Genomic DNA, 24,584 nt, shown 5'->3' with positions numbered 1-24,584 from the left:
CATCCGTAGAGTGCGGCCGGGCCGCTTAGCCGTCTTCGGTATAGAACAGCAAGGTGAAGGCGGCGAGCGCCGTCAGCAACGGCGGCAGCCAGGCCGCGACGACGGGCGGCACCACCTCGGCCGACCCCATGGCCGAGGAGAACTGGTTCAGGAAGAAGAAGGCGAAGCCTAGCACCACGGCCGACACGCTCATGCGCGCCAGATCGCCCAGCCGCATCAGCCTCAAAGAGAATGCGGCCGCCAGTATCGACATGGCTGCAAATACCAGCGGCGTGGCCAGAAGCTGCTGGAGCCTGAGCCGATAGGCGGTGGAGGCGAAGCCGGCGTTCTCGATCCGCTGTATCTGGTTCGGCAGTGACCAGAAGGGTGTGGACTGCGGTCGGGCGAAGCGTTCGAATACCTCGTCGTCGTCCAGGTTCGAGAGCAGGTCCAGAGTGGCGTACTGGACCGCGCGCTGTCCGATCAGGGCGCCCTCGGCCTCGGTCAGGCGCCAGCGCCCCGCGGAAAGCGAGGCCGTGGCCGCGTCGATCCGCTCGCTGAACTCGCGCCGGCCATCGGGATTGGTGTTGTAGATGAAGAAGGTGACGTCTTGGAGCCTCGCGTTGGCGGGATCCTGGCGCTCGGCCCTGATGATCATCTGGCGCTGGTCGTCGCCTTCTCGCAGCCAGACAGCGTCCTGCGACGCCTCGGCTGTCGGAGCGCCGCCCGACAGTCTTGCCCGCTCGCGCTGCCAGACGCCGTCGCCCGCCGCCGCCATCGGCCCCAGCACGGTCACCGTCAGCACACCGAACAGGAAGGCGAGCCCAGCCGCCGGCAGGGTGAACCTCCAGGCCGAGACGCCGGCCGCGCGCATGGCGATCAGCTCGCTGCGTCGGTTCAGCGAAACGAATGCTCCCAGGGTGCCGAAGAGGAAGACGAACGGCAGAAGCTGAAGGATGACGCTGGGCGACTTGATCAGCATCAGGCCGAAGATGCGATAGAGCGGCAGATCGACGTTGGATCCCACGCCGCGTGAGATCTCCACGAAGTCGATCAGCATGATCAGCGAGGCGATCACGCCCAGCGCCACCGCCAGCGATTTGATCTGCTGGGTCAGAACGTAGCGTTCGATGCGCCCGAGGCGCATGACGGCAAGCGCGCTCATGTCGGCCTCACGCGCAGTGCGCCGACCCGCGAGCGACGGCGGCGAGGCTTCAGGGCGCGAAACAGCAGCCGCAGCGCAAAGGCCGTCGCCAGGGCCGGAACCAGATACTGCAAAACATTGACCCAGCCGTTCCAGGCGCTGGCCGCGACCAGGCCGTAGCCGACAATGCGCAGCGCGAGAAAGGCGCCGGCGGCCTTGGCGATACGCAGCGTATAGCCGGTGCGCGAGAACGCCCCGCCGAGTATGGCCGCCAGCGCCATGGCCATGGCGGCCAAGGCGTACAGCGGCGACGACAGGCGTGAGTGGGCCTCGGCCAGCAGCTCGCCTCTCGAACCCGCCTGCTCCAGAACCGCCGGGGAAGGGCTAAGCAGTTGTGTCAGATACAGGTCCGACGGCTTGTACCGGATGCGTTGGTCCTCGGGCACATACGGGCCGAGTTCAAACGGGAATCGATCGAAAGACAGGTAGTTCAACACCCCGCGTGAGGAATACTCCTGCATTGACGCGTCGATCATGGTGAGCACGGGCTCGCCCCCGATCCGGCCGAAGCGGGCCTCGGACGCGCTCCAAGTGCGTACCGCACCATCATCGTTGAGGTAGATGAAGAGGTTCTTCATCAGCCCGTTCTGCTCGATGTCCTGAACATAGACCGTCAGGCCGTTCGGGCCTTGGACGAACTGGCCTTCCTCGACCAGCAGAGCGGCCAGGTCGGTGCGGATGGCGAAGGCTTCCGCTCTTGCCTGGCGCTGGGCCCAAGGCTGGACGAACAGGTTCATCGCCAGCGAGGCCAATGCAAACATGACGGAGATGCGCATGGCCGGCGAGATGACCGACCACCGCGTCATGCCGCTGGCGAAGGCGGCGGTCAGCTCCTGTTCGCGCTGAAGCCGGGTGAGTGCGATCAGCGCGCCGACAAACAGGCCGATCGGCAGGATCACGGCGATCAGCTGAGGCGTCGCCAGAAGCGTCAGCTTGATCATCACCCAGACGCTCTGACCGCGTTCGACGATGATCTCGAGCTGGTCCAGGCTCTGGCTCAGAATCCCGATTCCGGCCAGCGCGGCGCAGGCCGCGAGCGCGGGCATCAGGATCTGGCGAAAAAGATAGCCTTGAATCAGGGTCATGGGCGGTCGGAAATCGCCCGGTTGCAGGCGGCGGTTCAGAAGCGCATCTAGTAGCACATCGAGGCGGCGGCGAGACAAGCCGGCGTCGCCGTTCAGTTTGACCCCAAGACCGGGCGCTAACCCGGCCGGAGTATCGAGTTTCCCATGAAGATCGAATTCATCGCCCAGTCCGGCGCGGCCGACGTTCTCGCCGTTCTGGTTCATTCCGAGCGTCAGCTGACCGGCGCGGGTTCTTCGCTGGACCAGGCCTCGGGCGGCGCCCTGACCAAGGCGATGGGCGCCGGCCGCTTCAAGGGCGCGTCGGGCTCGACTCTGATCGTCGCTGCGCCGCAAGGCGTGGAGGCCAGCTCGATCCTGCTGGTCGGCGCGGGCGACGCGGGCAAGCTGGATGACGCCGCGGTCGAAGCCGCCGCCGGCCACGCCTATCACGCGGTCAAGCTGTCGGGGGCCGAAACCCTGGCGATCGACGCGGCGCATCTGACGCCGGAACAGGGCGCGCGCGCCGGCTTCGCCGCGCGTCTGGCCGCCTATCGCTTCGACAAATACCTGACCAAGCAGAAGCCCGAGAAAATTCCGTCGGTGACGACGGTCCAGGTCGTGACCTCCGACATCCGCGCGGCCCAAGCCGCATTCGAGCCGCTGTCGGCCGTGGCCGACGCCGTGCTGTTCTCGCGCGATCTGGTCGCCGAGCCGGCCAACATCCTGTACCCGGCCGAGTTCGCCAAACGCGTCAAGACGCTGGAGGCCATGGGCGCCAAGGTCGAGATCCTGGGCGAAGCCGAGATGGAAAAGCTGGGCATGCACACCCTGCTGGCCGTCGGCATGGGCTCTGAGCGCGAAAGCCAGCTGGCCGTGATCCAGTGGAACGGCGGCAATGAGGGCGACGCCCCCATCGCCTTCGTCGGCAAGGGCGTCTGCTTCGACACCGGCGGCATCAGCCTGAAGCCGGCCGACGGCATGGAGGAGATGAAGTGGGACATGGGTGGCGCCGCCGCCGTGGCCGGCCTCATGCACGCCCTGGTCGGCCGCAAGGCCAAGGTGAACGCCGTCGGCGTCCTGGGCCTGGTCGAAAACATGCCCGACGGCCGCGCCCAGCGCCCCGGCGACGTGGTCAAATCCATGTCGGGCCAGACCATCGAGGTGCTGAACACCGACGCCGAGGGCCGCCTCGTGCTGGCTGATGCGCTTTGGTACACGCAGGACCGCTTCAAGCCGAAGTTCATGATCGATCTGGCCACCCTGACGGGCGCCATGATCATCTCGCTGGGCATGGAGTATGCGGGTGTCTTCTCCAATGACGACGCCGTGGCTGCGGGCATTCTGGACGCCGGTCCCAAGGTCGGCGAGAAGGTCTGGCGCATGCCGATCCCGGCCGAGTACGACCGCCACATCGACAGCCCGATCGCCGATGTGAAGAACATGGGCAACGGCCGCGCCGGCGGCTCGATCACCGCCGCCCTGTTCCTGCAGCGCTTCACCAACGGCGTGCCGTGGGCCCACATCGACATCGCGCCCACCGCCTGGGTCAAGGACTCCAAGAACCCGATCGTGCCGGACGGCGCCGTCGGCTGGGGCGTCCGCCTGCTCGACCGCATGGTGGCAGACAAGTACGAAGGCTGATCGATCCATGGCCCCGGCTGATGGCGTGACCACTGAAATCTGGTTCTACCATCTAGAGCGGTCGTCGCTGGACGAGGTGCTGCCGGGGTTGCTGGACAAGACGATCGAACGCGGCTGGCGGGCGCTGATCAAGGCGTCCGACCGGCGGCGGCTGGACGATATCGACGAACGGCTGTGGGCCTGGCGACAGGACTCTTTCCTCGCGCACGGTCTGTCGGACGAGCCACATCCGGCCCGGCAACCCATCCTGCTCAGCGAATCGGGCGAGAACCTGAACGGCGCTCAAGCGCTGTTCATCGTCGACGGGTCAGAGCTTGGGCCGACGCAAGGGTATTCGCGATGCTTCATATTGTTCGACGGACGGGACGAGGCGGCTACAGCCGTAGCTCGCACGCGCTGGAAGGCGCTCAAGGACGCGGGCGAAAACCTGGCCTACTGGAAGCAGGACGCGGACGGGCGCTGGCAAAAGGCGGCCTGATCGGAGCCGGCTTGTGCGCGGTTCTGCTGGCCGGGTGCTCCACCCCGCCGCCCTCGGCTCCGGTGGCCGCGCCCGTCGCGGTCGAGCAGGCGCGCCAGAGCCAGCCGGTAGGCACGCGCATGCCCCAGATGGACGCCGATCTGTGCAAGGCGGGCGAGCTTCAGTGGCTGGTCGGGAAACCTAGGACCGACATCCCCGTTCCGGTGGACGTGGTCAATCGGCGGGTGGTCTGCACCGCTTGTCCGGTGACCGAGGAATTTTCGCCCTATCGGGTGAACATCTTCTTCGACCGGGAGACCGGCGTGGTCGAGCAGGTTCGCTGCGGCTGACGCCTCACATAGGAGAGAGACGCCATGAAAACCCCCCTGATCGCCGGCCTGGGCCTGTTCGCGATGGCGGCCTGCGCGCCGATGCCGACCGAGCCTGAAATCATCGACGCCGGTGGCGATGCGCAGCAGTGCAAGGCGAGCCAGTATCAAAGCTGGATCGGCCGCAACCGGTCCGAGCTGCCGGCCAAGCCCGCCAACGAGACCTGGCGCGTGACCTGCACCACCTGCCCGGTGACCATGGACTACAACCCCAGCCGCCTGAACATCCTGTTCGAAGAGCGCACGGGCGTGATCCGGGAAGTGAAGTGCGGCTGATTGGGGTCGCGGGCCTGATCGGGGGGCTGGCCGTGGCGGCCTGCGCACCGACGCCCATGCCTGAACCCGCGGAGACGCCTGGTCCCCAGCAATGCGACGCCGCGACGGCTGGGCGCGGGCTGATCGGCAGCCATGTGGGCGCGGTCACCTTCGTTCAGGATGCAGATGTCCGCGTTGTGTGCACGACCTGTCCGACGACACGTGACTATCGACCCGACCGGCTGAATGTCAGATTCGATCAGGCCACGGGCGTTATTCGATCCGTCGACTGCGGCTAAGCGCCATTCAGGACACCTCGGCCAAAGCTTCTTCTGCGGCCACCCAGGCGGTTTCGGCGGCGTCGAGGTCGGATTGGGTCTTGGCGCGGGCGCGGGTCAGGCCTTCCAGCGCCTTGGGATTGTTGACCGAGGCGTTGGCCATGTCGTCATCAATGCGGGCGATCTCGGCCGTCAGCTGGCTCATCCGTTCTTCCGCCTTCTTGACCGCGTGGCGCAGCGTGGAGGGCGAGGGCCCCGAGCGCTTCTCGGCCTTCTTGCCCTTGGCGGGTGCGGGCGCGGAAGCCGCCGTCTCTTCCTTGATCTGACTGGGCTTCACGGCCGCAGCCTTGGCGCGGTCGAGCACGAACTTGGCGTAGTCGTCCATGTCGCCCTCATAGGGCTTCACCGTGCCATCGGCGGCCAGCCACAGACGGTCGGCCACCATCTCCATCAGCGACCGGTCATGGGTGATCAGGATGACGGCGCCGGAATAGTCGTTCAGCGCGTCCAGCAGGGCCCGGCGGCTGTCGATGTCCAGGTGGTTGGTCGGTTCGTCCAGGATCAGGATGTGCGGCGCATCCATGGCCACCTGGTTCAGCAGCAGGCGCGCGCGCTCGCCGCCGGACAGGGAGGCGACGGTGGTCTCCTGCTTCTCATAGCCCAGGCCCCACTGCGCCAGCTTGGACCGGCGGCTGCTTTCCGACGCGTCCGGCATGGCGCGGCGGATGATCTCCAGCGGCGTGTCCGTGGGGTCCATCGCTTCGATCTGGTGCTGGTGGAACCAGCCGACCTTCATCTTGCGGTCGCGATGCAGCTCGCCGTCGGACACGTCCAGCGCGCCGGCGATCATCTTGGCGAAGGTCGACTTGCCCGCGCCGTTGACGCCCAGCAGGCCGATCCGGTCGTCCAGGTCCATGCGCAGGTTCAGATTGCGCAGGATCGGCTTGCCGGTCTCATAGCCGACGTTGGCTCTCTCAAGCCGGATCAGCGGCGGCGCCAGCGGGCGGGGCGGCGAGGGCAGGATGAAGGGGGCGACCCGTTCCTCGATGGTGGTCGATACCGGCTCCATCTTGGCCAGACGCTTCATGCGCGACTGCGCCTGCGCGGCCTTGGATGCCTTGGCCTTGAAGCGATCCACGAAGGCCTGAAGGTGGGCGCGCTCGGCGTCCTGCTTGGCCTTGGCCGACAGCTGCAGCCGGGCTTTTTCGGCGCGGGCCTTTTCAAAGGCGTCGTAGTTGCCGGTGTAGAGCGTCAGGTTGTGGTTCGCGAGGTGCAGGATGTGGGTGCAGACCTCATTCAGCATCTCGCGGTCGTGGGAGATGATCAGGGCAGTGTGCGGGTATTTCTTCAGCCGCGCTTCCAGCCACAGGGCGCCTTCCAGGTCGAGATAGTTGGTCGGCTCGTCCAGCAGCAGCATGTCCGGCTCGGCGAATAGGGCGGCGGCGAGCGCCACGCGCATGCGCCAGCCGCCGGAATATTCCGACATCGGCCGCTGCTGGTTCTCCTGGCTGAAGCCCAGGCCGACCAGGATTTCGGCCGCGCGGGCGGGGGCGGCGTCGGCGTCGATCTCGATCAGCCGGGTCCAGATCTCACCCATCTCCTCGGGCTCGGCGGTTTCCAGCCGGTTCAGCAGGGTGTGGCGCTCGACGTCGGCTTCCAGGATGGTCTCCAGCACGCTGACAGGCGTGGCCGGGTGTTCCTGATCGACCGAAGCGATGCGCGCGGTCTTGGGCAGGCTGATCTCGTCGCCGCCGGCCGCCAGTTCGCCCAGGATCAGCTTGAACAGGGTCGACTTGCCGATGCCGTTGCGGCCGACCAGGCCGACCTTGGCCCCCGGCGGCAGGCTGACGGAGGCGTCCTCCAGGAACTTGCGGCCCCAGGCGTTGAAGGTCAGGTCGGTGATCTGCAGCATGGCTTGAACTCGGGTGCCTCTCAGGCAGCGAACTGCCGCGCAGTGAGCGATAGAGGCGAAAATGTGAGGCGGTTGGAAACCGGGGAGGCCGCGTCTATAAGCCCCCACCTTCGAAGATTCACCCTTCAATCCCCGAAATACAGAAGTCTCCCATGACCGAACGCACCTTCTCGATCATCAAGCCCGACGCCACGCGCCGCAACCTGACCGGCAAGATCAACGCCGTGATCGAAGACGCCGGCCTGCGCATTGTCGCTCAACGCCGCGTCAAACTGACCACCGACCAGGCCAAGAAGTTCTACGAAGTCCACGCTGAGCGCCCGTTCTACGGCGAGCTGGTCGAGCAGATGACCGCCGAGCCGGTTGTCGTGCAGGTGCTGGAAGGCGAGAATGCCGTGGCCGCCTACCGTGAAGTCATGGGCGCCACCAACCCGGAACAGGCCGCCGAAGGCACGATCCGCAAGCTGTTCGCCCTTTCGATCGGCGAAAACTCGGTCCACGGCTCGGACAGCCAGGACAACGCCAAGATCGAGATCGCGCAGTTCTTCACCGACGACCAGATCGTCGGCTAAGCTATCCAGATAGCGTTGCTATAACGACCCGTGTCCGGAACCGGATGCGGGTCGTTTCGTTTTCATCGCAAGTCCCATCACCATTCGGAGATTTCGTTATGAAGATGATCGTCAAACTGGCCCCGATCGTTGCTGTCACGGGCCTTCTGGGCGCCTGCGGCACCACGATGGAACAGCGCGCCGCCACCGGCGCTCTCGGCGGCGCTGTCGCCGGCCAAGTGCTGGGCGGCGACACCGGTTCGACTGTTGCCGGCGCCGCGATCGGCGGCGTGGCCGGCGCCGCGACGACGCCGCGTCCGCGCTAAGCGTTTAGAGAAAACACGGATTGGCCCCGGAGAGCGATCTCCGGGGCTTTTTCTATGCCTGCAACCGACCGCAGAAGGCGTTCAGAGCGGCGGGATAAAGCTGGTGCTCGGCCACCTTGACCCGCTCTTGGAGCGCTGAGGCGTTGTCGCCGAGCAGGATCGGGACTCGGGCCTGGGCCAGGACCGGCCCTTCGTCGACGCCTTCGGTCACAAGGTGAACGGTGGCGCCCGCCTCCTTGTCGCCCGCCGCGATGGCGCGGGCATGGGTGTCGAGGCCCGGATACAGCGGCAGAAGGCTGGGGTGGATATTGACCATTCGCCCGGCCCAGCGACCGACCAGCCAGGGCGTCAGCAGCCGCATATAGCCCGCTAGGGCCACCACCTGGATATCGCGCCCGGCCAGCACGGCGTCTATGGCGCGCTCATGCGCCTCGCGATCCCGGCCGTGGTCAGCGTGGTTTAGGGCGACGGTCTCAACACCCTTGCCGGCGGCGATATCAAGCCCCGAGGCGTCCGAACGGTTGGACACCACGAGCACGACCTCGAACGCGGCGTCGTCGCGCCGCCCGGCGTCGATCAGCGCGGCCATGTTGGAGCCCGCGCCGGAAATCAGGACGGCGACGCGGGTCCGGGTCACTGAGCTTGAAGCTGACCGACGACGAAGGCGGCCTCGCCGGCGTTCAGCAGGGCCTCCAGAACCGGCTCGGCGTTCTCGGGCGCGACGATCAGGATGAAGCCGACGCCGCAGTTGAAGGTGCGGCGCATCTCGTGATCCGACACGCCGCCGGTCTGCTGCAGCCATTCGAAGACATGCGGCAGCGGCCAGGCGTTCCAGTCAAACGTCGCCTCAAGGCCTTCGGCGATGCAGCGCGGCGGGTTCTCGATCAGGCCGCCGCCGGTGATGTGGGCCGCCCCCTTGATCAGTCCGGCCTTCATCAGCGGCAGGACCGGCTTCACATAGATGCGGGTCGGCTCCATCAGCGCCTGAGCCAGTGAGCGATCCTTGGCGAAGGGCGCGTCGTCCGCCCAGGCCAGGCTCGAGGCCTCCACGATCTTGCGCACCAGCGAATAGCCGTTGGAGTGCGGACCCGACGAGGCCAGGCCGATGATGATGTCGCCGGCCGCCTGGCGATCCAGATACGGCAGGGCGTGGCCGCGCTCGACGGCGCCCAGCGAGAAGCCGGCCAGGTCGTAATCGCCGTCGCCGTACATGCCCGGCATCTCGGCGGTCTCGCCGCCCACCAGAGCGCAGCCGGCCTGGACGCAGCCCTCGGCGATCCCGGCCACGACGCGGCGCGCGTCGTCCACGCTGAGCTTGCCTGTGGCGTAGTAGTCTAGGAACAGCAGGGGCTCGGCGCCTTGAGCCAGCAGGTCGTTGACGCACATGGCCACGAGGTCGACGCCCACGCCGTCATGGCGGCCCGTCTCGATGGCGATCTTCAGCTTGGTGCCGACGCCGTCGGTGGTGGCGACGATCAGCGGATCCTTGAACCCGGCCGCCTTGAGGTCGAACAGGGCGCCGAAACCGCCCAGCGCCGCGTCCGCGCCGGGGCGGCGGGTGGACTTGGCCAAGGGCTTGATGGCGTCGATCAGCCGGTCCCCGGCGTCGATGTCCACGCCTGCGTCGGCGTAGGTCAGGCCGTTCTTAAGCCGGTCGGAAGTGTCGCTCATGGGTCACGCGGGCCTGAATCAGGTGGCGGAAATATGTCGCGGCTCTTGCCACAACGGCGTCGGCGCGGGCTATAGCATCGGAATGACGCCAATCACCACCAACGACGCGCTGGCCGACTTCTGCGCGCGTCTTTCCAACGCTCCCTTCATCGCGGTCGACACCGAGTTCATGCGGGAGACGACCTATTGGCCCAAGCTGTGCCTGATCCAGGCGGCGTCGGCCGAGCACTCGGGCATCATCGACCCTCTGGCCGAGGACCTCGACCTTGAGCCCTTCCTGGCCCTGCTGCGTGATCCGAAGATCATCAAGGTCTTCCACGCCGCGCGCCAGGATGTCGAAATCTTCGTCAAGCTGGGGGCCATGCCCTCGCCGATGTTCGACACCCAGGTGGCCGCCATGGCCGCGGGCTTTGGCGACCAGGTCAGCTATGAGGCCCTGGTGCGCCAGATGCTGCGCCAGGAGGTCGACAAGGGCAGCCGCTTCACCGACTGGGCGCGACGCCCGCTTTCGGACGCGCAGCTGACCTATGCGCTGGGTGATGTGACGCACCTGGCGGCGTTGTATCCCAAGCTGCGCGATCGTCTGGCCAAGGACGGCCGACTGGACTGGGTCATGGCCGAGATGCAGGGGCTGGTCGATCCGGCCCTCTATGACACCACCCCTGAAAACGCCTGGAAGCGGCTGAAGCCCAAGCGGTTCTCGGCCAGGTATCTGGCGGCGTTCAAGGCGACCGCCGTCTGGCGCGAGCGCGCCGCGCAGGAGCGGGACCAACCGCGCGGCCGGATCCTGAAGGACGACGCCATCGACGAGATCGCGACCCAGGCGCCGACCGACGTAGAGGCCTTCAACCGCCTGCGTTCGGCGCCCAAGGGCTTTGGCGGCTCGCGCCTAGGGCAGGAGCTGATCGCCGAGCTGAAGCGTGTCATGGCCGACCCGGAGGCCCATGCGCCCAAGCTGGATCGCCCGGCACACAACCAGCCCGCGCCGCCGTCGGTGGTCGAGCTGCTGAAGGTTCTGCTCAAGGCGAAGAGCGACAACGCCGGCGTGGCGACCAAGCTGATCGCCAATGTCGCCGACCTGGAAAAGATCGCCCTGGACGACAACGCCAAGGTCGACGCCCTGACCGGCTGGCGCCGCCAGCTGTTCGGGGAGGACGCGCTGAAGCTGAAGCGCGGCGAGATCGCCCTTGTGCTGAACGGCGCCCGGGTCGAGGTGGTGGAAATCGAGGGCTAGCTCTCGATCGTCAGCTTAAGTCCCATGACCTCGGCCAGGGCTTTGGCGCGGCGTCGGGTCTGATCGCCCAGCAGGACCTCGGGGCGATCGGACGCGCCGAGCTTGATTTCGGTCGGCGTCAGGGTCAGACGCGTCTTCTGCAGCAGGCCGGGCGCGCGCCCTGACAGGTCGCAAGCCAGCCGAATGGCTAGGCCCAGGGCGCGAGCGCTCAGGCGTTGGGGCTCGTCCAGCAACCGATCGATGGTGCGCGGCTCGGGCGTGGCGGGGGCACCACCATATCGGGCGTTGATGATCGAGGCCAGGAAGGCGCGCTCGGCGTGGCTCTGGCCCGGAACCGGCGCCCGCAGCACCTGATCGAAGGTCAGCTCCACCCGGTGGTCGGGGTGCAGTCGCGCGCCGATGTCGGCGAGGGCGCAGGCGGCGCGGATCAGCACCGCGTCGCGCTCGCGGCCAAAGGCCGGCGGCAGAGCCTGCACCAGCGGAGCCGCCCAGGCCTCCAGCGCCTCGGGCAGGTCCGGAGACACGCCTTGGCGCGCGCCCAAGGCGGCGCTGCCGGCCATCAGAGGGTCGACGTCGCGCACGGCGGGCTCGAGCGCGTCGAAGACCAGTCCCTCGCGAACGCCCCAGGCCGACATCTCGATTCGCTCGAGTCCGAGGCGGCGGATCAGCCGCTCCAGCACCAGGCAGGCGTAGGGCAGGGTTTCGGCGCGACGGCGCGAGACGCCCGGCAGCTTCTCCAGCCCCGCTCGCGACTGGCGAACGATCAGGGCCGAGGTTTCGAGGGCCTCCTCGGCGCTGAGGGCGTACTGGTGAACGACGCGCAAGGGGTAGTCGCGCAGGTTCATGTTCACCTGCGCCAGGGTGCGCCAGGCGCCGCCGACCGCATACAAGGTCGAGGATTGAAAACCCGCCGCCACGGGCTTGAGCTTGGCGTCGATGGTCTTGCGCAGCCGGTCGGCGTCGAAGCCTTCGCCCTGCGCCAGGGCGAAGGGGCCGAGCGGCAGGGTGACGCCCTGCTTCATCCCCTGACTGTCGAGCCGGATCAGCTCCAGGCTGGATCCGCCCATGTCGGCCGCGACGCCTGAGGCGTGGGGCGCGCCGGCCAGGACGCCGAGCGCGGCATAGCGGGCTTCCTCCTCGCCGGTCAGGACGCGGATCGACAGACCTGTGTCGGCCAGCACGCGCGCGCAGAAATCCGGCCCGTCGGAGGCCTCGCGCACGGCGGCGGTGGCGACCACCAGGGTGCGGTCGGGGCGCACGCCCTCCAAGACGGCGGCGAAGCGGCGCAGCGCGGTCAGCGCCGTCTGCGCGCCCTCGGCCGACAGGCGGCCGGTGGCCGGCAGGTCGCGGCCCAGGCCGGCCAGGACCTTTTCGTTGAACACGGTCCACAGCGCCCGGCCCTCGAGCCGGTACAGCACCAGGCGCACCGAGTTGGAGCCGATGTCGATGGCGGCGATGTCTCGCGCCGCATTGGGACCGGTCACCGGCGCTTCCGCGTCTTGGGTCGGGGATAGCTGAGCGTTTCGGGCAGCGTCTTCACCTTGCGGCCGCGGCCGGACAGGCTGGGATTGGTCATGAAATACTTGTGGGCCGAGAAGGGCCGGTCGGGATCGCCCGGCATGACCCGGCGATAGCGCCCGTCGCCGTCCAGCGTCCAGCTTTGCGCATCGTCCTTGAAGTTGGCGACCATGATCTGATCCAGAACCTGGTCGTGCACGGTGGCGTTGCGAACCGGGGTCATCAGCTCGACCCGACGGTCCAGATTGCGCGGCATCCAGTCGGCCGAGGCGATGTACAGGCGCGCCTTGTCGTGCGGCAGGTCGTGGCCGTTGGCGAAGGCGATGATGCGGCTGTGCTCCAGGAACCGACCGACGATCGACTTGACCCGTATGTTCTCCGACAGGCCCGGCACGCCCGGCCGCAGGCAGCAAATGCCGCGCACCACCAGCTCGATGCGCACGCCCCACTGGCTGGCGCGATACAGGGCGTCGATGATCTCGGGATCGACCAGCGAGTTCATCTTGGCCCAGATGGCGGCGGGCTTGCCCTTGGCGGCGGCCGACATCTCCTTGCCGATCGATTCGATCAGCGTTGCTTTCATGTTCAGAGGAGAGACGACCAGCGCCTCAAGCTCGTCGGGCGTGGCGTAGCCGGTGATGTAGTTGAACACCCGCGTCGCATCACGCGCCAGCACCGGGTCGCAGGTGAACAGGCTGAGGTCGGTATAGATGCGCGCCGTCACCGGGTGATAGTTGCCGGTCCCGAAGTGACAGTAAGTGCGCAGGGCCTCGGCCTCGCGCCGCACCACGACGCTGAGCTTGGCGTGGGTCTTGTACTCCACGAAGCCGAAGACGACGTGGACGCCGGCCCGCTCCATCTGACGCGCCCAGCGCAGATTGGCCTCTTCGTCGAACCGGGCCTTGAGCTCGATCAGGGCGGTGACGTTCTTGCCGTTCTCGGCCGCCTCGATCAGGGCGGCGACGATCGGGCTGTCCTTGGAGGTGCGGTACAGGGTCTGCTTGATGGCGATGACGTTGGGATCGCGCGCGGCCTGGCGCAGGAACTGGACCACCACGTCGAAGCTCTCGAACGGGTGGTGGATCAGCATGTCCTTTTCACGCACGGCCGCAAAGATGTCGCCGCCGTTGTCGCGCACCCGCTCTGGATAGCGGGGCTCGTAGCCCTTGAACTTCAAGTCGGGGTGGCCGGCGGGGATGAGCTCCGAGAGCTGGGCGAGGCCCAGCATGCCGTCAACCAGCACCACGTCCTGAGGCGCGGCGTCCAGTTCGCCGACGATGAAGGCGCGCAGATCCTCGGGCATGGAGGCCTCGATCTTGATGCGCACGACCGAGCCCAGGCGGCGCTGCTTCAGCGCCTCCTCGAACTCCATGACCAGGTCCTCGGCCTCTTCCTCGATTTCGATGTCGGAATCGCGGATCAGACGGAACACGCCCTTCTCCAGGATGTCGCAGCCCGGAAACAGGTGGTCGATGAACAGCAGCAGCAGCGATTCCAGACTTATGAAACGCCGGCGGCCGGGGGCCGAGCGGCCGTCGGTGGCCAGGGCCCAGAAACGCCGCACCTGGGTCGGGACCGGGACCAGGGCGTAGAGCACCCGGTTGTCGCGGCGACGACGCAGCTTCAGGCCCAGCGAAAAGCCGAGATTGGGCAGGAAGGGGAAGGGGTGCGCCGGATCGATCGCCATGGGCGTCAGAACGGCGAACAGCTGGTTCAGGAACTCGGGCTCCAGCCGCTCGCGCTCGGTCTTGGTGATGCGGTCGCCGTCGACCAGCTCGATGCCGGCGTGGGCCATCTCCTTGCGCAGCTGACGCCACTGAGCCTGCTGCTCGGCCATCAGGCCGCCGGCGGCGATGTTGACCTGCTCCAGCTGCTCCAGGGGCGTCAGGCCGTCGGGCGACACCACGCGGACGCGCTCGCGCACCTGGCCCTTCAGCCCGGCGACGCGGGTCATGAAGAACTCATCCAGATTGTTGGCCGAGATGGACAGGAAACGCACCCGCTCCAGCAGCGGATGATTGGGGTTGGCCGCCTCTTCCAGAACGCGGCCGTTGAAGGCCAGCCAGGACAGCTCGCGATTGATGAACCGCGACGGCGAGGCCATCAGATCTTCCGACAGCTCCAGCTGAGGAGCGCGGGAGGAGGGGACTTCCTCGCCGCGGGTGGCGTCGGCGATAGGCGCGATCTCGGTCATGCGCAGACAGTGACCCGCGGACATGACAGGCGCAATCGCCCGCGTGGTCTCACCCCCGCCGTCAGCTCTGATCCGGCTCGATCACGGCGCGGGCCAGGGCGCGGGTGACCGGGCGGTGAAGGGCGTCCAGACGCTCGACCACCGTTTCGGCGGCGGCGGCGGAACGGTCGATACGGCGCACCAGATAGTCGACCACGCCCGCGCCGGGCTGGATGCTGCGCTCGGCGAAGCGGGCGATCAGCATGGCTGACAGCACCGCGTCATCCGGAGCCTCGACGCCGACCGTCGGCGTGGCGTCCAGGCGCGAGCGCAGATCGGGCAGGTCCACCGTCCACTGGGCCGGCGCCGCGCGGGACACCAGAAGCAGTGACCCGCCGCCTGACTGGGTCAGGTTGAACAGGTGAAACAGGGTCTCGTCGTCGGCGTCCTGAGCGCGATCCAGCAGGATGGCGCGCCCCTCCAGCTCCAGCGGATCGGCCACCGCGGCCTCGGCGCCGTGCAGCGGAAAGGCGCCCAGCCGCTCGGCCCAGCGCTCGGCCAGACGGCTCTTGCCGCAGCCCGCCGGTCCATGCAGGGCCAGAATGTCGCCGGGCGCGCGCGGCCAGTCGGCCAGGCGCGCCGCCGCCGCACGATTGCTGTCGGAAATGACCAGATCGTCCGCCCAGGCCGGGACGTCCCGGGTGAGCGGCAGGCGCAGCTGGGGCGGGACGGGGGCCGAGGTCATGAGGCGTCAATAGCAGCCCGCACGGCCGTGCTCACGCCGGTTCCATCCACCGTGGTGGACAAGCGCGCGGGCCTGTGGGTGGTTGACTTTCGAGGGGGATGATGCGCCCTAGCGCGCTTCCGATTTCCCGCTGTTTCGCAGCCGACACCAGACGATTTTCGCCATGCACGCCTATCGCTCCCATACCTGCGGCGCCCTGCGCGCCTCCGACGCCGGCTCGAGCGTTCGCCTGTCCGGCTGGGTGCACCGCAAGCGCGACCACGGCGGCCTGTTGTTCATCGACCTGCGCGACCACTACGGCCTGACGCAGCTGGTGTTGCACCCCGAGACGCCGGGCTTTGCGGCGGTTGAGCGTCTGCGCGCCGAAAGCGTCATCAAGGTCGATGGCGAGGTGATCAGCCGCTCGGCCGAGACCACCAACGCGAACCTGCCCACCGGCGAGATCGAAGTACGGGTGCAGGCGGTCGAGGTTCTGTCGGAAGCCGCCGAACTGCCCCTGCCGGTCTTCGGCGAGCCCGAGTACCCCGAGGAAATCCGGCTGAAGAACCGCTTCCTGGATCTGCGCCGCGAGACGCTGCACAAGAACATCGTGTTGCGCTCGAAGGTCATCTCCTCGATCCGCAACCGCATGGTCCAGCAGGGCTTCCTGGAATACCAGACGCCGATCCTGACCGCGTCTTCGCCCGAGGGCGCGCGCGACTTCCTGGTGCCGAGCCGGATGCACCCGGGCCAGTTCTATGCGCTGCCGCAGGCGCCCCAGCAGTTCAAGCAGCTGCTGATGGTCTCGGGCTTCGACCGCTATTTCCAGATCGCGCCCTGCTTCCGCGATGAAGACCTTCGCGCCGACCGGTCGCTGGAGTTCTATCAACTCGACGTCGAGATGAGCTTCGTGACGCAAGAGGATGTTTTTGCGGCGATCGAGCCTGTCATGCACGGCGTGTTTGAAGAGTTCGCCGAGGGCAAGCCGGTGTCGCCCATCGACGGCTCGCACACCTTCACCAACGACGTCGGCGAGACGCTGGATCACGCCGGGTTCGAGCGCCTGACCTATGCGCAGTCGATGGCCTGGTACGGCACCGACAAGCCGGACACGCGCAACCCGATCAAGATGCAGATCGTGTCCGATCACTTCCGCGACGGCGGTTTCGGCCTGTTCGCCAAGATACTGGGCGCGGACGAGAAGAACGCGGTCTGGGCCATTCCGGCGCCGACCGGCGGCTCCAGAGCCTTCTGCGACCGCATGAACTCCTGGGCGCAGGGCGAGGGCCAGCCGGGCCTGGGCTACATCTTCTGGTCGGACGATCAGGGCGCCTGGGGCGGGCCGATCGCCAAGAACCTGGGCCAGGAGCCGACCGAGGCGCTGATGGCCTCGCTGGGTCTGGGCAAGGGCGACGCCGCCTTCTTCACGGCCGGGGATCCCGCCGTCTTCGCCAAGTTCGCCGGCCTGGCGCGCACCCGCGTGGGCACTGAGCTGAAGCTGATCGACGAGGACCAGTTCAAGTTCTGCTGGATCGTCGACTTCCCGATGTTCGAATGGTCCGAGGATGAGAAGAAGGTCGACTTCTCGCACAACCCGTTCTCGATGCCGCAGGGCGGGCTGGAGGCGCTGGAGACCCAGGATCCCCTGACCATTCGCGCCTATCAGTACGACATCGTCTGCAACGGCTATGAGCTGTGCTCGGGCGCGATCCGGAACCACAAGGCCGAGATCATGCTCAAGGCCTTCGAGATCGCCGGCTACGACGCCTCGGTGGTCGAAGACCAGTTCGGCGGCATGCTGAACGCCTTCCGCTACGGCGCGCCGCCGCACGGCGGCCTGGCGCCGGGCATCGACCGCATCGTCATGCTGCTGGCGGGCCAGACGGCGATCCGCGAGGTCATCGCCTTCCCGCTGAACCAGCAGGGCCAGGACCTGCTGATGAATGCGCCGGCCGATGTGCGCGAGGCGCAGCTGAAGGAACTGTCGATCCGCAAGGCCCTGCCGCTCAAGACCTGAGCGGCGGTCGCCGGCCTCAGTCGGCGGCGAGGGTGATGATGTTGCGAACGCGCGGCGGGACCGGCGGCGCGGGCGGCCGCGGCGGCGCCGGGGGCGTGCGGACGATGCGCAGAGTGCTGATCGTGCAGCTGCGGGCCGTAAGGTTTCCCGGCAGTCTAGTGGCGCCGTCGCCGCAGGCGCGGCCGATCTGTTCCTGCGTCAGTCCCCGCGCGCGCGACAGGTCCGTGCCCCGCACGTCGGTGCGGTTCATTTCTGCGCCGGTGAAGTCCGCTCGGGTGAAGGTGCCGCCGGTCAGGCGCGCGCTGTTCAGTTCCGAACCCCGGAAGCTGACGCTGGTGAAGTCGCCGTTCGACAGATTGGCGGCGTTGATCTCGGATTGAGACAGGTCGGCGCGGGCGGCGCGGACATTGGCGAGGGTGGCGCCCATCAGCTCGGAACCGCGCAGATTGGCGTTGTTCAGATCCGCGCCGTTGAAGTTGGCGCCCATCAGCTCGGATCCCGACAGGTTCGCATTGCCCATGCGGGCGCGGATGAAGCGCGAGCCCTGGGCCTCGACGCCCGACAGATTGGCGTTGGTGAAGTCAGCTTCCGAGAAGTTGGCGCCCGTCATCGACACGCCGCGCAGGTCGGCGCGGGTGAAGTCGCTGCTCGAAAAGTTGGAGCCCATCAGTTCCGCGCCGCGCAGGTTGGCGCCGACCAGGGTCGCGTTCAGGAAGGAGGCTCCGGTGAAGGTCGCGCCCGACAGATTGCGCCCCGACAGCTCGCACGCGTTGCAGGAGCCACCCAGCGACACCATCCGCGCCACCGACTGATCCTGGACCGTCACGTGCATTTCGCCGGCCAGGGCGGGCGTCGCGCTGGCCGTCAGCGACAGGCCCGCCGCGATCACCAGGGCGAAAGCCGAGGCGGGGGAGAGGCGACGGATGGGGGACGGTTGGGTCTTCATCACGAGACTGGTGTGCGACCAAAGCCCCGGAAAGCCTACTTAAATCGCGGTAAGGTCGGCGGCGCTCAACAGGCGGGAATACGCATTCCGCGCGGCAGGACGGTCGCCTCGTCGCCGCAGGCCTGGCTCAGCTGGCCCTGGGTCAGACCGCGCGCGGAGCCCAGCTGGGCGCCTGACAGATTGGCGCCCGACAACCGAGCGCCTGCCATATTGGCTCCGTTCAGATAGGCGCCGACAAGGCTGGCGTTGGTCAGGTCCGCGCCCGACAGGGATGCGCCGGTCAGCACCGCGCCATAGGCCTCGATGTCGCGCATGTCGGTGTTGGACAGGCGCGCGTTGCTGAGCACCGCCAGGGAGATGTCGGCCTGACGGAGGCGAGCGCCGGTTAGATTGATCCCCCGCGCCTCAAGGCCCGAAAAGTCGCCCTGGAACAGGTTGCAGCCGGCGCAGGCTGCGCCGCCGCGCACGCGGGCGATCTGGCCGGCGTTCTGAGCCAGGGCGGGGGCGGCGGCCGAAACGACGGCGGCGGCGAGGGTCAGGGCGGCGGCGAGGGTCTTCATGGCGAGCTCCGTTTCACCCCGGGACTAGCAAGAAGCGGGCCGGTCGGCGCCTAGAGCCCTTGAAGCCGGGGCGCCGCGCCGCAGGCGTCGCACTCCCACCCGCCGCCGCGCTGCTGCAGGGCGAAGTCGCCGCATTGCGGACAGGCCACGGCGTCCACGACGGGGGCCGGCGTCTCCGCGGCCTCTTCGCGCCGTCCGAAGGGCAGGACGACCAGATTGTCGGGCGCGGCGCCGCGGGCGAAACCCTTGGAGATGAAGCGGGCGGCCGGCACCAGTTCCTCGGCCTTGCCCTGGCCCAGACCGTCCGCGTCCAGAGGGTCCGCGTCGGCGTTGGCCAGCTCGGACCGGCCCAGATAGGACACGCCAAGCTCGCGGAAGATGTAGTCCAGGATCGAGGTGGCCGAGCCGATCGAATCGTTGCCGGTGACGCGCCCCGCCGGCTCGAACCGGGTGAAGACAAACGCATCGACAAACTCATCCAGCGGCACGCCGTATTGCAGGCCGATGGAGATGGCGATGGCGAAGTTGTTCATCAGGCTGCGGAAGGCGGCGCCCTCCTTGTGCATGTCGATGAAGATTTCGCCGAGTTCGCCTTCCTCGTATTCCCCGGTGTGCAGATAGACCTTGTGGCCGCCGACGGCGGCTTTCTGGATGTAGCCCTTGCGGCGGTCGGGCAGTTTGCGCCGGGCGCGTTCGCGCTCAATCACGCGCTCGATCACTTCGGGCTCGGGCGGGGGAGGGGCGGCTTCGGTGCGCGTCGGTGCGGGCTCGACCAGCTCCAGGCGCCAGTCGGACGGAGGCGCGGCGCGCGACAGGGTTACCGCGACCAGACCCTGTTCGAGGGCGGTAGTGAGCGCTGCGGCGGCCGTTTGGATGTCTTCGTCCCAGGCCAGAATGATCTCGGTCGGTTGGGCTGCGCCGAGGCCGCGCACCAAGGCTGCGTCCAGCGTCCTCGCCCAGACGGCGGGAGACGCCAGCACCTCGGCGAGCGCTTCGGGGGCGTCTGTCCAAGCGGACAGGTCGGCGTGACCGAACACGTAGTCGCGGGCCTGCTCCAGCGCATCGGCCGTCAGGTTCAGGCGCGGCAGGATCGGGCCCTGGTCGGGATCGAGGCCCAGCACGTCCCGAATGAACCCCTGATCCAGCACGGGCGGGACGAAGGCGTCCTCGAGCCGGTCGACGGCCGCCAGCTCCAGATCGGTGAAGCCGCGCGCGCGCAGCCCATCGTGATCGACGCCGGGAGCGCCCGCCAGGGTGCGCCGCCCGAACAGGTGCCGCTCGGCCGCCTCCAGGTCGGCACCGGCATGGCTCAGGGCGCGGGCCACGGACGGCCGAACGCGCCAGGCGATCTCGTCGTCGGCGGTCTCAAACGCGTCGCGCAAATCGAAGGCCGCGAGACCTAGCCGCAGGGCGGTCTCGGCATCCTGGTCGGGAACAGCGGCCACGCCGGCGGTCGTCAGCGCCTCGCCCAGAGCCTGGGCCGCCTCTGCGGGCTTGGCCTGGGTCAGCGCCCAATCGGCCAGGCCGTAAAGCGCCAGGGTCGATCCGCCTGCGTGGCGCGCCAGGTCGACAAGCCGCGCCGCCGTATCCTGGGCCGATAGCCCGGCCAAAACCGACAGGGCGACGGCGATCTGGGCTTGAGCAGGATTGGTGAAAGCCTGGGCGATCGCCGCGTCCGTCGTCAGCACTGCGCCGCTCTCGAGCAGAAGCGCGGGCAGGTCGGCTGTGGCCGCCTCATCCAAGTCGGCCGACAGGACGACGAGAGGCGCGCGAGGCGTCGCGGAGGAAATCAGGGCGGGCCGCTCGCCCAGGGCTGCGCGGCGGATGTCCAGGTCGGAGGCGCCGCAGCGGCGGGCGGCGAGGGCGGCACGCATCAGGGCGGGGTTGCGGGCCGGGTCGGCGCAGTCGCCAGGCGCGCCTTCGCAACGGTCGACCGCGTCCGTCACCGCCTCTAGCGCGCGCTGCAGGGCGGCGAGCGCACCCTGGGCGCGCTTGTCGGCAGCGATCTCGGCCGCGTGCATTCGCAAACGCGCGGCGTCGTCCTGGCGAGACAAGTCCAGCAGGACGGGCTTTGGCTGGGCGTGTGCCGCCGGTGCGATTAGGCCGGCACGCACGGCCGAGACCAGGGCGTCGGCCTGGACGCCCTCAGCCAAGGTATCAGCCCAGGCAGCCGGAGCGCCGCCCAGCAGGCGGTCGGTCTGATCGGTCGGCAGGGCGTGCATTTCGGCCCAGTCCAGCCAGGCGTCGATGCGCGCCTGGGTCCAGTCGGCCGGCACGCGAAGGCGGACGACGCCGTTGGGGCGTTCGATCTCGCGCGATTCCAGCGGCGAGCGTGAGCGCGGCGTCTCGGCGCTGGCGGTCGGCGGCATGAGCGGCTCCCCTGCAACTCGTGGGCGAAGATCGCGATCAAGCCTAGAAGCGAGATTGGCTATCCGCCATAGATTTAGACGCTATGGCCGGGGTTACCCCCAAGATGTTGATCCGAACCGCTACAAGCTTTTGAGGATCGGGCGTCGCCTTGATGGTGGACGCGCGACGCCGAGGTTTCTATGATCGCGCGCGTCGCCGGACCCTGCCGCGCGGCGGATTTCGCGTGGATTGAACGACGTGCTCAGCAAGATCTTCACCTGGTGGAACGGCGCCACGATCGGCACCCTGTTCACGATCGCCAAGCGCGGGTCGCTGGTCGGCTCCGACGAGTTCGGCAACCGCTATTACGAGTCGCGCGACACCGTCAGCTATGACGGCCGCAAGCGCCGCTGGGTGATCTACGAGGGCTACGCCGACGCATCGAAGGTGTCGCCCGACTGGCACGGCTGGCTGCATTACACCTTCGACCTGCCGCCGACCGAAGAGCCGCTGCCGCGTCGCGCGTGGGAGAAGGACTATCTGCCCAATCTGACCGGCACGCCGATGGCCTGGCGTCCCAGCGGTTCGCTGGCCGCCGAGGGCCGCCGCCCCGCCGCGACGGGCGACTACCAGGCCTGGACGCCGGGCGAATGAGACGGGCGGCCGCCCTGATCGCGGCGACGGGCCTGCTGGCGGCAGGCGCAGCGGGAGCCAACGCCCTGCTGGACCAGCCCCAGGACGCCCGCCCGGTTCAGGATCCGGTCGGCGACCTGCTGCGCGACACCAACCGCACGCCCTTGCAGAGCCCAAATCAGGCGCCGCCGCCGCCCGCCAGTGCTCCAGTCGAGGCGGCGCCCGAGGCAGCTCCGGCTCCGGCTGCACCTATCGTCATCGCCGCGCCACCTGCTGAGATCGCGGCCGTGCCCGAGGTCGAGGCCCCGTCCGAAGAAGAGGCGGCGCCAACCGTCGCGCGTCCCGCCGAGGAACCGGCGACGCCGGGCCCGCGTCAGCGTCGCCGCGTGGCCATCGTCCAGGCGATCGACAAGGTCACGGCCGAGACGATGAAGTTCGAGGTCGAGGTCGGCGGACGCCCCGTGCGCTTCAAGAATGCTCTGATCTTCAGCGCCCGCGCCTGCGAGGTTTCCGCGCCCGACGAAGCTCTGGAAGACGCGGTGGCCTATCTGGACGTTTCGGTTCAGCCGCGCGCGCAGGGCTCGGAGGCGCGTCAGATATTCCGGGGCTGGATGTTTGCCTCGGCACCCGCCGTCAGCGGGCTTCAGCATCCGCTTTATGATGCTTGGGTCGTAGGCTGCAAGGCGTAGGCGACCGCTTGGGCCCCTGTAATCGGGGCGCTCAGCACGGCGATGTCAGGCTTGACCGCGAGGGACGGCTTCAGTCGGCGCAGATAGGCGGCCTGGGGCGTTTCGATCGCGCCGAACTGGCTCAAATGCTCCGTCAGGAACTGCGCGTCCAGCAAAACGAAGCCGCCCCGGCGAAGACGCGCGACCAGATGCACCAAGGCCACCTTTGAGGCGTCGCGCGCCCGACTGAACATGCTTTCGCCGAAGAAGGCGCCGCCCAGGGTCACGCCATACAGGCCGCCGACGAGCGTCTCGTCCCTCCAGCATTCCAGGCTGTGCGCATGGCCGCGCGCGTGTAGCTGAAGATAGAGGCCGCGGATCGGGCCATTGATCCAAGTATCTTCCCGATCCTTGCCCGGTGCGGCGCAGGCGTCCAGCACAGCGTCGAAAGCGGTGTTCAGCCGGACATTGAACGGTTCTGCGCGAACCGTGCGGCGTAGGCGCGAGGGAATGTGGAAGGCGTCCAGCGGAATGACGCCGCGCTGATCCGGCTCGACCAGAAAAACCCGATCGTCGTCTCGGGCCTCGGCCATCGGAAAGACGCCGCGGGCATAACAGCGCAGGAGCTCGTCCGGGCCGAAGCCTTCGGGCGGTCCTCCTGCGCTGAAATCCGGCTGGGTCAGGCCTCGCCCTTTTGCCGTTTCGCCCACTTTTCAAGCCAGTGGATGTCGTAGTCGCCAGACAGGATGTCGGGTTCGGCCAGCAGCTTTTGGAACAGCGGAATGGTGGTGTCGACGCCGCCGACGACCATTTCGCCCAGCGAACGACGCAGGCGCGCGATGCACTCCTCGCGGTCGCGGCCGTGGACGATCAGCTTGCCGATCAGGCTGTCGTAATAGGGCGGGATCGAATAGCCGGCGTAGATGGCGCTATCCAGCCGCACGCCCAGGCCGCCCGGGGCGTGGAAGTCGGTGATGGTGCCGGGCGAGGGGGTGAAGGTCTCGGCGTTCTCGGCGTTGATTCGGCATTCGATGGCGTGGCCTTCGAAATGCACGTCTTCCTGGGTGAAGCTGAGCGGCAGGCCGGCAGCGATGCGAATCTGTTCGCGCACCAGGTCGACGCCGGTGATCATTTCCGTAACCGGATGCTCGACTTGCAGGCGGGTGTTCATCTCGATGAAGAAGAACTCGCCGTCCTCCCACAGAAACTCGATCGTGCCGACGCCCAGATAGCCAATGGCGGCGATGGCCTTGTTGACCGTCTCGCCGATCTGCTTGCGGCCTGCGGCGGACAAGGCGGGCGAGGGGGCCTCTTCCAGCACCTTCTGGTGGCGGCGCTGCAGCGAGCAGTCGCGCTCGCCCAGGTGCACGACATTGCCGTGGCTGTCGGCGATGACCTGGATCTCGATGTGGCGCGGCTTCTGGAGATAGCGCTCCATATAGACGGCGCCGTTGCCGAAGGCGGCCTTGGCCTCGGTTTGCGCGGTTTGGACGGCCTCGACCAGATCGTCGGGCGTCAGGGCGACCTTCATGCCTCGACCGCCGCCGCCGGCGGCCGCCTTGACGATAAGAGGGAAGCCAATGGACTTGGACGCCTCGATGGCGGCCTCAACGGTCTCTACCTCGCCGTCAGAGCCCGGAACGACCGGGATGCCGGCGTCCTTGACGGTCTGCTTGGCGGTGATCTTGTCGCCCATGACCCGGATGTGGTCCGGCTTGGGACCGATGAAGGTCATGCCGTGCGCTTCGATGATCTCGGCGAAGCGGGCGTTTTCGGACAGGAAGCCGTAGCCGGGGTGGATCGCCTGGGCGCCGGTGATCTCGGCTGCCGCGATGATCGAGGGGATGTTCAGATAGGACTTGGCCGCCGGTGCGGGGCCGATGCAGACGCTTTCGTCGGCCAGGCGCACCCACATGGCGCCGCGGTCGGCTTCCGAGTGCACGGCGACGGTGGAGATGCCCATCTCCTTGCAGGCGCGGTGGATGCGAAGCGCGATCTCGCCGCGGTTGGCGATCAGGACCTTGGTGAACATGAC

General features: G+C 67.9%; 23 protein-coding genes. 10 read left to right on the top strand and 13 right to left on the bottom strand.

The genetic code is table 11. The features are described 5' to 3' along the window. Positions 1 to 25: 25 nt before the first annotated feature. Together lptG and ACK4I0_RS01925 are read right to left on the bottom strand one after the other, a co-directional pair. The gene (gene lptG / locus ACK4I0_RS01930) at positions 26 to 1,144 is read right to left on the bottom strand and encodes an LPS export ABC transporter permease LptG (protein ID WP_409607459.1); all 1,119 of its coding nucleotides are present in this window, start codon (positions 1,142 to 1,144) and stop codon (positions 26 to 28) included. Continuing rightward, a complete protein-coding gene (locus tag ACK4I0_RS01925; RefSeq protein ID WP_409607457.1) occupies positions 1,141 to 2,268 on the bottom strand; it encodes an LptF/LptG family permease in 1,128 nt (375 codons plus the stop codon). Before ACK4I0_RS01925 ends, lptG begins: the two co-directional genes overlap by 4 nt. Positions 2,269 to 2,412: 144 nt before the next feature. On the opposite strand from ACK4I0_RS01925, the gene ACK4I0_RS01920 reads away from it, so the two are divergent. From ACK4I0_RS01920 to ACK4I0_RS01905, 4 genes are read left to right on the top strand one after another with little or no spacing between them, the layout of a single operon-like run. Then, a complete protein-coding gene (locus tag ACK4I0_RS01920; RefSeq protein WP_409607455.1) occupies positions 2,413 to 3,888 on the top strand; it encodes a leucyl aminopeptidase in 1,476 nt (491 codons plus the stop codon). A gap of 7 nt (positions 3,889 to 3,895) precedes the next feature. Continuing rightward, positions 3,896 to 4,366, top strand: a complete 471-nt coding sequence (locus ACK4I0_RS01915) for a DNA polymerase III subunit chi (protein ID WP_409607453.1) — start codon at positions 3,896 to 3,898, stop codon at positions 4,364 to 4,366. An 11-nt stretch (positions 4,367 to 4,377) separates the two neighbouring features. Then, the gene (locus ACK4I0_RS01910; RefSeq protein WP_409607451.1) at positions 4,378 to 4,695 is read left to right on the top strand and encodes a hypothetical protein; all 318 of its coding nucleotides are present in this window, start codon (positions 4,378 to 4,380) and stop codon (positions 4,693 to 4,695) included. A gap of 24 nt (positions 4,696 to 4,719) precedes the next feature. After that, complete coding sequence (locus tag ACK4I0_RS01905; RefSeq protein ID WP_409607449.1) at positions 4,720 to 5,010, top strand: I78 family peptidase inhibitor; 291 nt, start codon at positions 4,720 to 4,722, stop codon at positions 5,008 to 5,010. A gap of 285 nt (positions 5,011 to 5,295) precedes the next feature. Here the strand turns inward: ACK4I0_RS01905 and ACK4I0_RS01900 are convergent, their stop codons facing one another. Then, positions 5,296 to 7,179, bottom strand: a complete 1,884-nt coding sequence (locus ACK4I0_RS01900; RefSeq protein ID WP_409607447.1) for an ABC-F family ATP-binding cassette domain-containing protein — start codon at positions 7,177 to 7,179, stop codon at positions 5,296 to 5,298. A gap of 152 nt (positions 7,180 to 7,331) precedes the next feature. On the opposite strand from ACK4I0_RS01900, the gene ndk reads away from it, so the two are divergent. Further along, entirely contained in the window at positions 7,332 to 7,751 is a 420-nt protein-coding gene (gene ndk / locus ACK4I0_RS01895; protein WP_409607445.1) for a nucleoside-diphosphate kinase, read from the top strand. Positions 7,752 to 7,849: 98 nt separating this feature from the next. Next, positions 7,850 to 8,056 (top strand): hypothetical protein, encoded by a 207-nt coding sequence (locus tag ACK4I0_RS01890; RefSeq protein WP_409607443.1) that lies wholly within the window; start codon positions 7,850 to 7,852, stop codon positions 8,054 to 8,056. A 52-nt stretch (positions 8,057 to 8,108) separates the two neighbouring features. Here ACK4I0_RS01890 and purN read toward each other — a convergent pair whose 3' ends face one another. Both purN and purM read right to left on the bottom strand, forming a co-directional pair. Further along, on the bottom strand, positions 8,109 to 8,693 hold the full coding sequence (gene purN / locus ACK4I0_RS01885; RefSeq protein ID WP_409607441.1) for a phosphoribosylglycinamide formyltransferase: 585 nt from the start codon (positions 8,691 to 8,693) through the stop codon (positions 8,109 to 8,111). After that, positions 8,690 to 9,727, bottom strand: coding sequence for a phosphoribosylformylglycinamidine cyclo-ligase (gene purM / locus ACK4I0_RS01880; protein ID WP_409607439.1), 1,038 nt, complete (start codon positions 9,725 to 9,727; stop codon positions 8,690 to 8,692). Before purM ends, purN begins: the two co-directional genes overlap by 4 nt. 82 nt (positions 9,728 to 9,809) lie before the next feature. On the opposite strand from purM, the gene rnd reads away from it, so the two are divergent. Then, the gene (gene rnd / locus ACK4I0_RS01875; protein WP_409607437.1) at positions 9,810 to 10,961 is read left to right on the top strand and encodes a ribonuclease D; all 1,152 of its coding nucleotides are present in this window, start codon (positions 9,810 to 9,812) and stop codon (positions 10,959 to 10,961) included. On the opposite strand, the gene ACK4I0_RS01870 is transcribed toward rnd, so the two are convergent. From ACK4I0_RS01870 to ACK4I0_RS01860, 3 genes are all read right to left on the bottom strand, one after another. Next, positions 10,958 to 12,445: a Ppx/GppA family phosphatase gene (locus ACK4I0_RS01870; RefSeq protein ID WP_409607435.1), complete on the bottom strand. Its 1,488-nt coding sequence runs from the start codon at positions 12,443 to 12,445 to the stop codon at positions 10,958 to 10,960. The two genes, rnd and ACK4I0_RS01870, sit on opposite strands and share 4 nt — an antisense overlap. Next, a complete protein-coding gene (locus ACK4I0_RS01865) occupies positions 12,442 to 14,673 on the bottom strand; it encodes an RNA degradosome polyphosphate kinase (protein WP_409607714.1) in 2,232 nt (743 codons plus the stop codon). Before ACK4I0_RS01865 ends, ACK4I0_RS01870 begins: the two co-directional genes overlap by 4 nt. A gap of 61 nt (positions 14,674 to 14,734) precedes the next feature. Then, a complete protein-coding gene (locus ACK4I0_RS01860) occupies positions 14,735 to 15,397 on the bottom strand; it encodes a chromosomal replication initiator DnaA (RefSeq protein WP_409607433.1) in 663 nt (220 codons plus the stop codon). Positions 15,398 to 15,551: 154 nt separating this feature from the next. Between ACK4I0_RS01860 and aspS the strand changes: the two genes are divergently transcribed. Further along, positions 15,552 to 17,393 carry an aspartate--tRNA ligase gene (gene aspS / locus ACK4I0_RS01855; protein WP_409607712.1) on the top strand — a complete coding sequence of 614 codons (1,842 nt, stop codon included), beginning with the start codon at positions 15,552 to 15,554 and terminating at the stop codon, positions 17,391 to 17,393. A gap of 16 nt (positions 17,394 to 17,409) precedes the next feature. Here the strand turns inward: aspS and ACK4I0_RS01850 are convergent, their stop codons facing one another. The 3 genes from ACK4I0_RS01850 to ACK4I0_RS01840 all read right to left on the bottom strand — a co-directional run bounded on the left by ACK4I0_RS01850 (position 17,410) and on the right by ACK4I0_RS01840 (position 21,268). After that, the gene (locus ACK4I0_RS01850; protein ID WP_409607431.1) at positions 17,410 to 18,339 is read right to left on the bottom strand and encodes a pentapeptide repeat-containing protein; all 930 of its coding nucleotides are present in this window, start codon (positions 18,337 to 18,339) and stop codon (positions 17,410 to 17,412) included. A gap of 65 nt (positions 18,340 to 18,404) precedes the next feature. Then, positions 18,405 to 18,899 carry a pentapeptide repeat-containing protein gene (locus ACK4I0_RS01845; RefSeq protein ID WP_409607429.1) on the bottom strand — a complete coding sequence of 165 codons (495 nt, stop codon included), beginning with the start codon at positions 18,897 to 18,899 and terminating at the stop codon, positions 18,405 to 18,407. A gap of 50 nt (positions 18,900 to 18,949) precedes the next feature. Beyond that, positions 18,950 to 21,268: a TSCPD domain-containing protein gene (locus ACK4I0_RS01840; protein ID WP_409607427.1), complete on the bottom strand. Its 2,319-nt coding sequence runs from the start codon at positions 21,266 to 21,268 to the stop codon at positions 18,950 to 18,952. Between the two features lie 238 nt (positions 21,269 to 21,506). Between ACK4I0_RS01840 and ACK4I0_RS01835 the strand changes: the two genes are divergently transcribed. Both ACK4I0_RS01835 and ACK4I0_RS01830 read left to right on the top strand, forming a co-directional pair. Then, entirely contained in the window at positions 21,507 to 21,902 is a 396-nt protein-coding gene (locus tag ACK4I0_RS01835) for an NADH:ubiquinone oxidoreductase subunit NDUFA12 (RefSeq protein WP_409607425.1), read from the top strand. Then, complete coding sequence (locus tag ACK4I0_RS01830; RefSeq protein WP_409607423.1) at positions 21,899 to 22,570, top strand: DUF2155 domain-containing protein; 672 nt, start codon at positions 21,899 to 21,901, stop codon at positions 22,568 to 22,570. The genes ACK4I0_RS01835 and ACK4I0_RS01830 overlap by 4 nt, the downstream gene beginning before the upstream one ends. Here ACK4I0_RS01830 and aat read toward each other — a convergent pair. Both aat and accC read right to left on the bottom strand, forming a co-directional pair. Continuing rightward, entirely contained in the window at positions 22,537 to 23,232 is a 696-nt protein-coding gene (gene aat / locus ACK4I0_RS01825) for a leucyl/phenylalanyl-tRNA--protein transferase (protein WP_409607710.1), read from the bottom strand. The two genes, ACK4I0_RS01830 and aat, sit on opposite strands and share 34 nt — an antisense overlap. Then, entirely contained in the window at positions 23,229 to 24,581 is a 1,353-nt protein-coding gene (accC, locus tag ACK4I0_RS01820; protein ID WP_409607421.1) for an acetyl-CoA carboxylase biotin carboxylase subunit, read from the bottom strand. Before accC ends, aat begins: the two co-directional genes overlap by 4 nt. Positions 24,582 to 24,584: the final 3 nt, after the last annotated feature.

The sequence above is a fragment of the Brevundimonas sp. genome (genome assembly GCF_046295775.1).
GTDB lineage: Bacteria > Pseudomonadota > Alphaproteobacteria > Caulobacterales > Caulobacteraceae > Brevundimonas.
This window is presented reverse-complemented; position numbering and strand designations above follow the sequence as displayed.